Annotated in this window: 11 protein-coding genes; 7 read left to right on the forward strand and 4 right to left on the reverse strand. The window is 66.8% G+C overall.

All coding sequences use genetic code 11. The features are described from left to right. Positions 1-49: 49 nt before the first annotated feature. Positions 50-601 (forward strand): nucleosidase, encoded by a 552-nt coding sequence (locus PSR88_RS32775; protein ID WP_011598336.1) that lies wholly within the window; start codon positions 50-52, stop codon positions 599-601. On the opposite strand, the gene PSR88_RS32780 is transcribed toward PSR88_RS32775, so the two are convergent. Both PSR88_RS32780 and PSR88_RS32785 read right to left on the reverse strand, forming a co-directional pair. Beyond that, positions 598-1,368, reverse strand: a complete 771-nt coding sequence (locus PSR88_RS32780; RefSeq protein WP_016883125.1) for an META domain-containing protein — start codon at positions 1,366-1,368, stop codon at positions 598-600. The two genes, PSR88_RS32775 and PSR88_RS32780, sit on opposite strands and share 4 nt — an antisense overlap. 34 nt (positions 1,369-1,402) lie before the next feature. Then, complete coding sequence (locus PSR88_RS32785) at positions 1,403-2,002, reverse strand: TetR/AcrR family transcriptional regulator (RefSeq protein ID WP_016883124.1); 600 nt, start codon at positions 2,000-2,002, stop codon at positions 1,403-1,405. Positions 2,003-2,103: 101 nt separating this feature from the next. On the opposite strand from PSR88_RS32785, the gene PSR88_RS32790 reads away from it, so the two are divergent. Then, on the forward strand, positions 2,104-2,667 hold the full coding sequence (locus tag PSR88_RS32790; RefSeq protein WP_011598339.1) for an NAD(P)H-dependent oxidoreductase: 564 nt from the start codon (positions 2,104-2,106) through the stop codon (positions 2,665-2,667). A 29-nt stretch (positions 2,668-2,696) separates the two neighbouring features. Here the strand turns inward: PSR88_RS32790 and PSR88_RS32795 are convergent, their stop codons facing one another. Both PSR88_RS32795 and PSR88_RS32800 read right to left on the reverse strand, forming a co-directional pair. Then, complete coding sequence (locus PSR88_RS32795; RefSeq protein ID WP_016883123.1) at positions 2,697-3,530, reverse strand: siderophore-interacting protein; 834 nt, start codon at positions 3,528-3,530, stop codon at positions 2,697-2,699. A gap of 217 nt (positions 3,531-3,747) precedes the next feature. Further along, positions 3,748-5,559 carry a zinc ribbon domain-containing protein gene (locus PSR88_RS32800; protein WP_342338703.1) on the reverse strand — a complete coding sequence of 604 codons (1,812 nt, stop codon included), beginning with the start codon at positions 5,557-5,559 and terminating at the stop codon, positions 3,748-3,750. A gap of 599 nt (positions 5,560-6,158) precedes the next feature. On the opposite strand from PSR88_RS32800, the gene PSR88_RS32805 reads away from it, so the two are divergent. From PSR88_RS32805 to nrdF, 5 genes are all read left to right on the forward strand, one after another. Next, positions 6,159-7,571, forward strand: a complete 1,413-nt coding sequence (locus tag PSR88_RS32805; protein WP_124390499.1) for an IS110 family transposase — start codon at positions 6,159-6,161, stop codon at positions 7,569-7,571. Between the two features lie 686 nt (positions 7,572-8,257). Next, a complete protein-coding gene (locus PSR88_RS32810) occupies positions 8,258-8,491 on the forward strand; it encodes a redoxin NrdH (protein ID WP_005240286.1) in 234 nt (77 codons plus the stop codon). Positions 8,492-8,579: 88 nt separating this feature from the next. After that, complete coding sequence (nrdI, locus tag PSR88_RS32815) at positions 8,580-9,056, forward strand: class Ib ribonucleoside-diphosphate reductase assembly flavoprotein NrdI (RefSeq protein WP_342338705.1); 477 nt, start codon at positions 8,580-8,582, stop codon at positions 9,054-9,056. Beyond that, positions 9,014-11,197, forward strand: coding sequence for a class 1b ribonucleoside-diphosphate reductase subunit alpha (gene nrdE, locus PSR88_RS32820; RefSeq protein ID WP_009479636.1), 2,184 nt, complete (start codon positions 9,014-9,016; stop codon positions 11,195-11,197). The genes nrdI and nrdE overlap by 43 nt, the downstream gene beginning before the upstream one ends. A gap of 77 nt (positions 11,198-11,274) precedes the next feature. After that, positions 11,275-12,240, forward strand: coding sequence for a class 1b ribonucleoside-diphosphate reductase subunit beta (gene nrdF / locus PSR88_RS32825; protein ID WP_005240291.1), 966 nt, complete (start codon positions 11,275-11,277; stop codon positions 12,238-12,240). The last annotated feature ends 1 nt before the right edge of the window (position 12,241 follow it).

Below are 12,241 nucleotides of genomic sequence, written 5' to 3' on the forward strand. Positions count from 1 at the left end.
ACAGAACTCTAGCGAGTGCCCCTGACGAACGCAGGGTACGGTTCCGCGCATGAGTAGATCGGACGTTCTGGTGGTCAGCGCGACCAAGGCGGAGGCCGTGCACGTCCCGTCCGAGTTCGAGGTCTTGATCACCGGGATCGGCAAGGTGAGCGCCGCCGTGGCCGTGGCGTCCGCACTCGCCGACTATCCGCGAACGGACAAGCCGCTCGTCGTCAACATCGGCACCGCCGGTGCGTTGCACGAGCATCACAGCGGCCTGTTCACGCCATCCACCGTCCTCAACCACGACATCAGTGGCGACGCCATCCGGGCACTCGGGCACGACGTGGCCGATCTCCTCGCCCTGCCGGACGGCGACGGTTCGGTGCTCGCGACCGGCGATCTGTTCGTGTCCGACGCCGGCGTGCGCGACGTGCTCGCCCGCAGAGCCGACCTCGTCGACATGGAGGGTTTCGCCGTCGCCTATGCCAGCGCTCGCGGCGGCGCCCGGTGCCGGCTGGTCAAGCACGTCAGCGACACGGCCGACGACTCGGCACTGGACTGGCCCGCCCGGATCGATTCGAGCGCCCGGGAACTCGGTCGCTGGCTGGCGGATCTCTAGCTCGCCCGCAGCGTCAGTCCGATCCCGTCGCTGTTGACCAGTCGCAGCGAGTCCGAATGGACGCTGTAGCCCGTCTCCCCGGTCAACGCGGCGAGTACGGCACGCTCGACCTCGGACACGTCCGGGGGGCATGCCATCCGGGTGGTGGCCCAGGGCCCGAACGAGATCGAACTCCGCTGCACGTCCGCGGTCCCGGTCATGCGGTTGCAGCCGGTGAAGCCGGACGCCGAACCGTCGCCGGCGATCAGCAACTGGGGTGCCGTCCTCTCCAGCGCCGCCGTCGTCGTGACCGCGTCCGGACTGATCAGGGCGGTCACCGTCCAGGTGGTCCCGACGACGGGCCGATCCGGCCGGACGACCTTCTCGTCCGTCAGCGTCACCGAACCGGTGGGCGTGGTGAGGGTGAGTGTGTCGCCGCCGAGCGTCCAGTTCGGCTGCGCGTCCAGCAGTGCAGCCACCCAGGCGTCCGCGCCGGCGGCCTCGCCCGGACAGGCCATCAACGTCATCGCGAGCGGACCCGCCACGACCTTCCCGCCGGACAGGTCGACGTCGGCGCTGCCGTGATTGCATCCGGCCTCGACGGAGAGGCGTCCGGTGTCGGTGAAGCCGAGCACGAGCGGCCCACCGCCGGGAATGGGATCGCCCTCGACGGAGGTGGACACGAAGGTGCGGCCCGCCGGATCCGGCGGCCCAGGCTGCGCGTCGCCGCCGCAGGCGGTGAGCGAGGCGAACGTCAGGAGGCCGAGAACGGTGGCGGTGGTGCGCATTCCCCGAGGTTAGACAAATTGTCCGGATTCTGGATCAACATCGGGTGACGCGCCGGATCAGGTCCTCCCATGCGGCGCCGAGCCGTTCGACGGACATCCCGAGGTCGCGCAATTCGTGCAGTACCAGCGTGGCCTCGAGGGGTGCGAGCAGTGAACAGGCGAGCAGTTCGTGGTCGCACCGCACCCCGGCCGCGCGAAGCAGCGACACGACGTGGCGCACGGACACCGCCCGGGCGGGTGCGGCGAAACGGAACTCGACGGAGTTCTCGGCCGCGCGCTGGACCTCGCCCTGCACCTCCACGATTGCGATGCGCGCGTGCCCGTAGGCGATCAGCCGGTCGATCGGATCGGCGCCCGGCCCGAGCGGCGGTGGACCGAACATGAACGACTGCTGGAGTTCCCGTTCGGTGTGGTCGAGGAGTGCGTGCATGAGGCCCGACCGACTGCCGAACCGGCGGAACACTGTGCCCTTGCCCACACCGGCCTTGCAGGCGACCGCGTCCATCGTGACGGCGTCGACGCCGCGTTCCGCGACCAGCAGGGCCGCAGCATCGAGCAGAAGACGCCGGTTGCGGGCGGCGTCTCCGCGTTCCGGGGGATCGACCCCGATCTGGGGTAGCAGGGGACTGGTCACGCTTCGCATCCTACCGTGACGGGAACATAAGTGGACCGCGGTCCGTTTAGTTGCTATACATGTTCACGAATCGCCCTACGCACCATCGAAGGATCATTGACATGTCACAGACCAACGTTCTCGTTCTCGTCGGCAGCCTGCGCGCCGCCTCGGTCAACCGTCAGCTCGCCGAGACCGCGACCGCCGTGGCGCCCGCGGGAGCCGAGGTGACCGTGTTCGACGGCCTCGGAGACGTCCCCTTCTACAACGAGGACATCGACGTCGCCGGTTCCATCCCCGCCGTCGAGGCGCTGCGTGAGGCCGCCGGCCGCGCCGACGCGCTCCTGCTTCTCACGCCCGAGTACAACGGCACCATCCCCGCCGTCCTCAAGAACGCCATCGACTGGATCTCCCGGCCGTACGGCACCGGAGCCGTGAAGGACAAGCCCGTCGCCGTCATCAGCGCCTCGCCCAGCGGCAACGGTGCACAGTGGGCGCACGAGGACACCCGCAAGGCCGTCCGCATCGCCGGCGGCAAGGTTCTCGAGGACGTCACCCTCGCCATCGGCGGCACCATCGACAAGTTCGGTGACCGGCACCCGCGCGAGAACGCCGAGGTCGCGCAGCAGGTCGCCGACGTCGTCGCCAGCCTCGTCGACGCCACGAAGCAGCTCGTCGACGCCTGACGATCCGCTCGCACGCGCCGCCGTCGCCGCTACAGCCCGGTCCGATCCAGGGCTGCGTCGACGGCGTCGCGCACCGAGTCGAAGTCGTCACCGGCCGCCAGGGCGCAGTCCCTGGCGGCTTCTATCTGTTCACGCACCGTCTCGTACCGCGCGACCCACTCCTCCTTGTTGTCGCGCCAGTAACCGATGACGTCGTATCGGTCCGAGTGCCAGTCCAGGTCGTGGCGCAACCAGCGCCGCACCACCCGCGACACCTTCGCCTCGCCCGCGAACCACACGTATCCCGGTCCATCCGGTCGCGACCAGTCGCGGGCCGCGTCGGCGAGCAGACTGTCGCCGGCGCCGTTGCCGCTCCCGTCCAGCCACGTGACGGTCACCCCGGCATCGGTGGCGAACTGCTGTCGGTCCTCGGGGGTCGTGACCTCCGCGATGACGTGCACCCGCGACGAGCCGGGTAGTTCCTCGAGTATCCGGCCGACGGCGGGCAGTGCCGTCATGTCGGCGAGGAGGAGTTGCCACTCGGCGTCGGCGGGTGGCGCGTGCCACCCCGAGGCGGTCGAGAAGCCGAGCGTCTCACCCGGGCGCGCGCGTGCGGCCCAGTGCGCCGCGGTTCCGCCCGCGTGGACGGCGAAATCGATGTCCATCTCCAGGGCGTCCGGGTCCCAGCGGCGGACGGTGTAGCTGCGCTTCTCCGCGCCGTCCGGGGGGAAGGCCAGGAGCAGGCGCTCGTCCGGCCGACCGCTGGACTCGAATCGACCGAGATCTCCGCCCGCGAGGGTGATCCTCTGCATATTCGGCGTCACCCGCGTCGTGCGCGCCACGGATGCCGACCAGGCGAGGTGTTCCAGGGGGTCGTCGGACATGCGCTCACGGTACCGGGACCGGCAGGCAGCTACCGGTCGGCAAGCATGGGGAGCGCGTCGTGTGCGACGCCCCGGCGTGCCCGGCCGCGCGCGGTCGGGGAGCGGCGCCTCCGGGTGGGACGAGGGCTGCGCTCGGAGGGGGCCGACGTCGTCCCGCGGAGTCGTCTCCGGCCGGTGCGGGCGGTGCTCTCCCGAAGGACGTAAGCTCCCGGAGCGTCTACGTAGATCTCGGACTGTCTGCCACTGGTGTGGCGGGCGCCTGAGATGGACGTGTGTCACGGCTACCCGTATCACCGTGCGGTGGTGTGGGTTGGACCGTGTCCCACACCGACGCTTGTGGTGCAGGAACATGCTGTTTCGGATTCACCCCCAACCGCCGTGTTGCGGTGGGCAGGCTGCGGCGGACCCGGCGATGCCGGGGCCTGCTCGGGGTCGGACCGGTTTTGTCGCGCGATGGCCGGACCGGCGCGTGTTCGGCGACCCGGACGGCGGGCATCTGCCCCCGCCGGCGGGTGACGTTGTTCTTGCCGAGGAGCGCGCGTTTGGCCAGGTTCACCCCGGCGATGTGGTCGCGGTTGCCGCCGACCCGGCAGCCCGGGCACCACGCGGTGTGGTACCCGCCGGGACGGGCAAGTGGTTCGTCGCAGCCCGGACACCATGCGGACGATCCTCGGGCGGGCACCGAGACCACCGCGATACCAACGGCTGCGGCGGTGTGCGCGAGGGCGGCGACCGCTTGGCGGCGGGCGGACTGCGCGGCCCGGTTGTTGTTGACCCGGCCGTGTCCGCGGGTCTCGAGGGTGCTGAGATCTTCCCCCGCGATCACCTGCGCTCCCGCGGTGGTGGCGTAGTCGGTGACCTGGCAGGCGAAGTGGAAGGCGAGTTCCCGGTTGATCTTCCCCCGCTTGGCACCCACCGCGGTGCGGTGTTCGTCGAGGACGGCGATCTTCGCCTCCAGCTCGGCGCGGACCTCCGGTGGGGCGGTGGCGGCCAGCCGGGTCAGCCGGGCGGCCTTGGCGTGCAGCAGCTGCCCCTCGGCCTGCAGGCGCGCCAGTTTGATTCCGAGGCCGCGGTCGTCGTAGGTGAAGCCCCGGTAATCCGACACCAGCCCCTCCGGGCTGTCGGTGGTGAGGGCGGCGGCACCGAGCGTGGACGGGGACCAATCCACCCCCACCGCGACGGCGGCCGAGTCCAGGTCATCTGCCGGGACGAGTTCGGTGGCGGCGCACCGCCACAACAGACCCCGGTGGTCGAGGACCAGGGTCGGCAGATGCCAATCGATGACAGGCCGGCCGCACAGGTGCGCGGGGATGGCCGCGGTCAGCCGCACCCGCCGCCACTGCGCCCGCCCCACCGGCGCGGGACAGGTCGGCAGCTTCACCGTCAATACCAGCTCATGCTCTGCGACGGTGACGGCAAGCTGCGCGAGCTGCCGATCGGCGGCCGACAGTCGGGCCATGGCCGCGATCTGCGGTGGTCCCTGCAGGTCGGTGATCCGCAACCGGCCGGCCGGTGCCCCGCCACTGGAGCGGGCGCGTGCGGCGAGCTGGCGCCGCACACCCCGAGCGAAACCCGAGGGCGCAGAGTCGCCCGGCTCGGTGGGTGCGGTCAGACGACCGGTGGCCGGGTCGAATCGGGTCGACAGTGCCGCGATCGCGGTGTCCCGGTAGGTCAGGGTCCGCAGGGTTGCCAGCACCTGCGCGGTCACCACCCGGGTCACCCGCGACGGCACATAGACCCCGTCCGGATAGGTCGGATCCCAGCCGAGCCGCGCCGCGGCGACATGACCCTGTGCGGGCAGCCTGCGGTCCTGGCGGTCACGGCCGGCGGCGAGCACGTCGAACGTCGCCGGCCGCCACAGCCGCGACACCAACTCGGCGCCAGCACCTGCAATCAGATCGAGCAGCCACCCCACTCGGGTGTCGACGTCATCGAGGCCGATCCGCTCACCGGTCGCGTCGTCGACCGCCACGTGGGCGCGGGTGGTGAACGCGAACTGCCGCGCCGCGGTCGATCCCGGCCCGGTCATAGCCGGCACAATTCGGGATCGGTCAGCACCTTCACGTTCCCACACGCGCGGACCATGATGCACCAGCCGTCCGCCGGCACCGCCGGTGACAAGAACCCGCGAACGCCCGAGATGCTCACCGGTTAACCCATTCCCAACCCTGCCGCGGCGTCGTGGCTGCCTGATCGTAATCGAGCAGCCAGCGGGCGCGCGTGCAACGTAGCAAGACTGTCGAGCGGGAGACCCCGTCGTTGATTCTGTTTCGACCACAGCGCCCAGAGAACCGGCCGGACAACGATGCCGGCACCGCCCTGACGACATCCATCAACCCTCCCACCAGCGATCTGTCGCTCCTGTCTCGTACGACCTTGACTGTAACGCCGGCCTCACTCATTTAGCCTCGGAGGGAGTCCGCAGGCGGGCCGAACGTCCGACCGGGACACCTGGTGATCCCTGGCTTTTTGAGTGGTCGTCTGCGGGCTCGGTGTCTGGTCGAGCGGTGTCCTTGTTCGGGAACTTGGAGCCGGCCGGTAGGGCGTGGACTCCTGCTTAGAGAATGTCTGGGCCGTGGCCGCGATGGTCAGTCACCTGGTGAACAGGGATGTCGACCGACAGGAGCAATGACGATGGCATTGACGTTGGGGATCGACGTGGCTGTCCGGGCGGAGCATCAGGCAACGCTCGCCCGTGACGGTGCCACGGTATGGCGTGGCCGGAAGTTCTGGACACGGCCGGCCGATCTGGAACGGTTGTGGGCCGACTTGGACCTGCCCGATCCGGCAGAGCTGACCGTGGTGGTCGAACCGACCCGGAACGCGTGGATTGTGTTGGCGGAGTGGTTCCGTCGCCACGGTGCACGCGTGGTGATGGTCCCGACCACCCAGTCGGCCGACCTGCGTAAGTACTACTCCAAGCACACCAAGAACGACCGGATCGACTCCGAATTGCTCGCCCGACTGCCCTTGCTGCACCCCGAAGGCCTGCGGGAATACTCCGGGCAGGGGCCCGCCGACTCGCTGCGACGGCTGGTCAAGCAGCGCTCCACGATGGTCAAGCGCCGGGTCGCGGTCTATGCCCGGCTCGATGCGTTGGTCGAGTTGCTCGGGCCGGGCTGGTACGCGGTACTCGGGTCCAACTACGGCATCGCGGCGCTCGAGTTCCTGGCCCGCTATGCCGATCCGCATGCTGTGATCCGGTTAGGCCAAGCGCGGCTGACCAGGTTCCTGATCGCCCGGTCCCGCGGTGCGTGGCGCGACGATCACGCCGCCGGGCTCATCACCGCGGCCCGAGAGACCCTCGCCCTGTGGGGCACCAGCGACGGGTCTGACGGGATGGACTTCGCCGAGCTCGCTGAGGACATCGCCCACGAAGCCGAACAGGCACTGTTCCTGACCCGTCAGATCAAGCAGATCGACGAGCGAGTCGCGAACCTCTACGCCGACGCCGACCCGGCCGGCATCGTTGCCTCTGCTCCCGGCGTGGGGGCCGTGATCAGCGCGGTCATCGCTGGACGGATCGGCGACCCACACCGGTTCACCTCCCTGGCCGCGATCCGCGCGTACACCGGTCTGGTTCCCAAGGTCAGCCAGTCCGGGGTGAGCAAGGTCGAGTCCTCGATCACCAAGGCCGGGGATCCGCTGTTGCGTGAGATGCTGTGCACCGCTGCCGACCAGGCCCGCAGGGTCGATCCCCAGTTCGCGGCGAAGTACCAGCGGTTGATGGTCGGCGACCGGCACCACGAGTCCGCGATCTGTCATCTGGCCACCCATCTGGTCACCCGGATCGCCGCCTGCATGCGTACCGGCCAGCCGTACGCCTTGCGGGACGTCGACGGCACGCCGATCACCGAGGCCGAGGGCCGGGCGATCGTCAAGGCGCGCTACAAGATCGACCCGCGGCGGCGCGAAAACGTCCGATACCAGCGGATGCGCGAGCGCCGCAAGCACGCGGCGGGCCAGGAGTCCCAGGAGTCGCGATGCGCTCCAACAGCCCAGCCCGCCACGACCAAGCCTACGAGCCGCCAGGTGGCTTGACCTCCGTTAGGAACTCAAGTACCGCCCGATCCAGCCCACCGGCGAACTGGGCCAATCGATCTCGCCACACCACCCGCACCGCCGTGAACCGACCCTCGGCCGCGTCGTCGAGCATCCGGCCCAACCCCGCCCGCTGCCCCCGCCGACCCGGGCCCGCACTCCCCCATCCGGGCGGCCTGCACTGATAGGAGTCGAGGTCCGCGCGGTCAAAGATTCGGTGACCCGAACCGGTGCACCCAGAAGGCCACCGGCCCTCCCTGCCGCCTTGCGCACCCAACCACCGACATCCCAAGTCGCCTCACCAATTCACACCGGCAGACCAGTGTCAGAACCTATCGATTAGATTAGATATATCGGCAACAGCTGAAAGCCTCCAGTGCGGGAGCGCGATGCGAGGGGTGTTCCGCGTCACGCCGAAAATGTGATGTGCGACACGCCGGAGCGAGCGCGAAATTTATGGTTCGCGGGATGACGACCTGGGAATTTCATCAATGTGACTCACAACATCTCGGGTTAAGTGTTTCTGTCGGCCACTAGGTGTAGTGTCTTGAGCACTGAGAGACCACAACGAGAACCGACTCGGTGAGCATCTCCATCGGGGGTCACCGCCATCTCGATCCGGGGAAGTCTCAGTGCGCTGAACACACACTTCGTCAGCTCCATTCGGCAGTGGAAAGAGGGACTTCATGAGCATCACCGTCTACACCAAGCCCGCTTGCGTTCAGTGCAATGCCACCTACCGGGCCCTCGACAAGGCGGGTATCGAATACTCCGTCGTCGACATCACCGAAGACCCCGAAGCCCGGGACTACGTCATGGCACTGGGATACCTGCAGGCGCCCGTGATCGTGGCTGGTGACGAACACTGGTCGGGCTTCCGCCCCGACCGCATCAAGACCCTCTCGGCAAACGCTGCTTGAAGCGAGGCGATCGCACCGCCCGAGGCGGAGATCGAACCGATTCCCGGGCGGCAGTAAACGGTAGTACTAGTCCAGATGGTGGAAACCGATGACATCGCTGGTGTACTTCTCCAGCGCGTCGGAGAACACGCACCGATTCGTCCAGCGGCTCGGGCTGCCTGCGACGCGCATACCCATTCACGACCGTGAGGGGACCTTCAAGGTTCGCGAACCCTACGTGCTGATCGTCCCCACCTATGGCGGGGGAACGACGGCCATGGGCCGCGACACCAGTTACGTCCCGAAGCCGGTCATCCGATTTCTCAACAACACGCACAACAGGTCGCTGATCCGAGCAGTGATCGCGGCAGGAAACACCAATTTCGGTGAATCCTATTGCTTTGCAGGAAACATCATTTCTCAGAAATGCCACGTTCCCTACCTCTACCGCTTCGAACTCATGGGCACAGCCGAGGACGTCGAGCGGGTCAGGGCCGGTCTGGGTGAATTCTGGGATCACTTAGACGACGAGGAGCACGAGAAGTGGCGCCGACCATCACAGACACCATCGACGCGGGGAGCGTAGAGCGCGACGCGCGCGGTGGAGACTCGACGAACGGTCTCGATTACCACGCACTCAACGCCATGCTCAACCTGTACGGCCCCAACGGTGAGATCCAGTTCGACAAGGACGTCGCCGCCGCCCGCCAGTACTTCCTGCAGCACGTCAACCAGAACACCGTCTTCTTCCACAACCTGGACGAGAAGCTCGACTACCTCGTGGAGGAGAACTACTACGAGCCCGAGGTCCTCGACCAGTACTCGCGCGCGTTCGTGAAGTCGCTGATCGATCACGCCTACGCCAAGAAGTTCCGCTTCCCGACGTTCCTGGGCGCGTTCAAGTACTACACCTCGTACACGCTGAAGACGTTCGACGGCAAGCGCTACCTGGAGCGGTTCGAGGACCGTGTCTGCATGGTCGCGCTCACGCTCGCCGCCGGCGACGAAGAGCTGGCGACCAAGCTCGTCGACGAGATCATTGCCGGCCGGTTTCAGCCCGCCACCCCCACGTTCCTCAACTCCGGCAAGAAGCAGCGCGGCGAGCCCGTGTCCTGCTTCCTGCTGCGTATCGAGGACAACATGGAGTCGATCGGCCGCTCCATCAACTCCGCCCTGCAGCTGTCCAAGCGCGGCGGCGGAGTTGCGTTGCTGCTCAGCAACGTTCGCGAGCACGGTGCCCCGATCAAGAAGATCGAGAACCAGAGCTCCGGTGTCATCCCGATCATGAAGCTGCTCGAGGATTCCTTCTCGTACGCCAACCAGCTCGGCGCGCGTCAGGGCGCGGGCGCGGTGTACCTGCACGCGCACCACCCGGACATCTACCGCTTCCTCGACACCAAGCGGGAGAACGCCGACGAGAAGATCCGCATCAAGACGCTGTCGCTGGGTGTGGTCATCCCGGACATCACGTTCGAGCTGGCGAAGAAGAACGAGGACATGTACCTGTTCTCGCCGTACGACGTCGAGCGCATCTACGGTGTCCCGTTCGCGGACGTCAACGTCACCGAGAAGTACTACGAGATGGTCGACGACAAGCGGATCCGCAAGTCGAAGATCAAGGCGCGCGAATTCTTCCAGACCATCGCCGAGCTGCAGTTCGAGTCGGGCTACCCGTACATCATGTTCGAGGACACGGTGAACCGGGCCAACCCCATCGAGGGCAAGATCACCCACTCCAACCTGTGCTCGGAGATCCTGCAGGTCTCGACGCCGTCGCTGTTCAACGACGATCTCTCCTACAGCGAGGTCGGCAAGGACATCTCCTGCAACCTCGGTTCGCTGAACATCGCGAAGACCATGGACTCGCCCGACTTCGCACGCACCATCGAGGTGTCGATCCGCGCCCTCACCGCGGTGTCCGATCAGACGCACATCTACTCGGTCCCGTCGATCGAGCAGGGCAACAACGACTCTCACGCCATCGGCCTCGGGCAGATGAACCTGCACGGGTACCTGGCCCGTGAGCGGATCTACTACGGCTCCGACGAAGGCATCGACTTCACGAACATCTACTTCTACACCGTCGTGTTCCACGCGGTGCGGGCGTCCAACCGGATCGCCATCGAGCGGGGCACCCACTTCAAGGGCTTCCCGCAGTCCAAGTACGCGTCCGGCGAGTACTTCGACAAGTACACCGATCAGGTGTGGGAACCGAAGACGGAGCGGGTGCGTCAGCTGTTCGCCGAGTCCGGTGTGCACATCCCGACGCAGGACGACTGGCGCGAGCTGAAGGCGTCCGTGCAGAAGTACGGCATCTACAACCAGAACCTGCAGGCCGTCCCGCCGACGGGCTCGATCTCGTACATCAACTACTCCACCAGCTCCATCCACCCGGTGGCGTCGAAGATCGAGATCCGCAAGGAAGGCAAGATCGGCCGCGTCTACTACCCGGCGCCCTACCTGACCAACGACAACCTGGAGTACTACCAGGATGCCTACGAGATCGGGTACGAGAAGATCGTCGACACCTATGCCGCGGCGACGCAGCACGTCGACCAGGGGCTGTCGCTGACGCTGTTCTTCAAGGACACCGCCACCACCCGCGACATCAACAAGGCGCAGATCTACGCGTGGCGCAAGGGCATCAAGACGCTGTACTACATCCGGCTGCGTCAGATGGCTCTGGAGGGTACCGAGGTCGAAGGTTGCGTTTCCTGCATGCTGTAGGCGGCTCCGCCGCCCGTGAGTACTTATTAACCGCCGGCGGTTAATAAGTACTCACAGCCGAACGAAGTGAGGAATCAATGGTCAAGCTGGTGAGTCGCGTATCCGCGATCAACTGGAACCGCGTCCAGGACGAGAAGGACGCCGAGGTGTGGGACCGTCTCGTCGGCAACTTCTGGCTGCCCGAAAAGGTGCCGGTGTCCAACGACATCCCGTCGTGGGGGACGCTCACGCCGCAGGAGAAGCAGCTCACGATGCGGGTGTTCACGGGGCTGACGCTCCTCGACACCATTCAGGGCACCGTGGGCGCCGTCAGCCTCATCCCCGACGCCATCACCCCGCACGAAGAAGCGGTGTACACCAACATCGCGTTCATGGAGTCGGTGCACGCCAAGAGCTACAGCTCGATCTTCTCGACGCTGTGCTCCACCCGCGACATCGACGACGCCTTCCGCTGGTCCGAGGAGAACCCGAACCTGCAGCGCAAGGCCGAGATCGTCATGGACTACTACCAGGGCGACGAGCCGCTCAAGCGCAAGGTGGCCTCCACCCTGCTCGAGAGCTTCCTGTTCTACTCCGGCTTCTACCTGCCGATGTACTGGTCGTCGCGGGCGAAGCTCACCAACACCGCCGACCTCATCCGCCTCATCATCCGTGACGAGGCCGTGCACGGGTACTACATCGGCTACAAGTACCAGAAGGGCCTCGAGCAGCTCACCGAGGCCGAGCGCGACGACCTCAAGAACTACACGTTCGAGTTGCTCTTCGAGCTCTACGACAACGAGGTCGACTACACCCAGGACCTCTACGACGAGGTGGGCCTCACCGAGGACGTCAAGAAGTTCCTGCGGTACAACGCGAACAAGGCGCTGATGAACCTCGGCTACGAGGGTCTGTTCCCGAAGGACGAGACGGACGTCAACCCGGCGATCCTGTCGGCGCTCTCACCCAACGCGGACGAGAATCACGACTTCTTCTCCGGCTCGGGCAGCTCCTACGTCATCGGCAAGGCCGTCAACACCGAAGACGAGGACTGGGACTTCTAGA

The sequence above is a fragment of the Rhodococcus sp. DK176 genome, from assembly GCF_038447315.2.
GTDB classification, from domain to species: domain Bacteria; phylum Actinomycetota; class Actinomycetes; order Mycobacteriales; family Mycobacteriaceae; genus Rhodococcus_F; species Rhodococcus_F jostii_A.

What these genes read in the sequence shown, in the direction of transcription:
- PSR88_RS32775 (WP_011598336.1), top strand. Translation starts at nt 50, where the DNA reads ATGAGTAGATCGGACGTTCTGGTGGTCAGCGCGACCAAGGCGGAGGCC.
- PSR88_RS32780 (WP_016883125.1), bottom strand. Translation starts at nt 1,368, where the DNA reads ATGCGCACCACCGCCACCGTTCTCGGCCTCCTGACGTTCGCCTCGCTC.
- PSR88_RS32790 (WP_011598339.1), top strand. Translation starts at nt 2,104, where the DNA reads ATGTCACAGACCAACGTTCTCGTTCTCGTCGGCAGCCTGCGCGCCGCC.
- PSR88_RS32795 (WP_016883123.1), bottom strand. Translation starts at nt 3,530, where the DNA reads ATGTCCGACGACCCCCTGGAACACCTCGCCTGGTCGGCATCCGTGGCG.
- PSR88_RS32800 (WP_342338703.1), bottom strand. Translation starts at nt 5,559, where the DNA reads ATGACCGGGCCGGGATCGACCGCGGCGCGGCAGTTCGCGTTCACCACC.
- PSR88_RS32805 (WP_124390499.1), top strand. Translation starts at nt 6,159, where the DNA reads ATGACGATGGCATTGACGTTGGGGATCGACGTGGCTGTCCGGGCGGAG.
- PSR88_RS32810 (WP_005240286.1), top strand. Translation starts at nt 8,258, where the DNA reads ATGAGCATCACCGTCTACACCAAGCCCGCTTGCGTTCAGTGCAATGCC.
- nrdI (WP_342338705.1), top strand. Translation starts at nt 8,580, where the DNA reads ATGACATCGCTGGTGTACTTCTCCAGCGCGTCGGAGAACACGCACCGA.
- nrdF (WP_005240291.1), top strand. Translation starts at nt 11,275, where the DNA reads ATGGTCAAGCTGGTGAGTCGCGTATCCGCGATCAACTGGAACCGCGTC.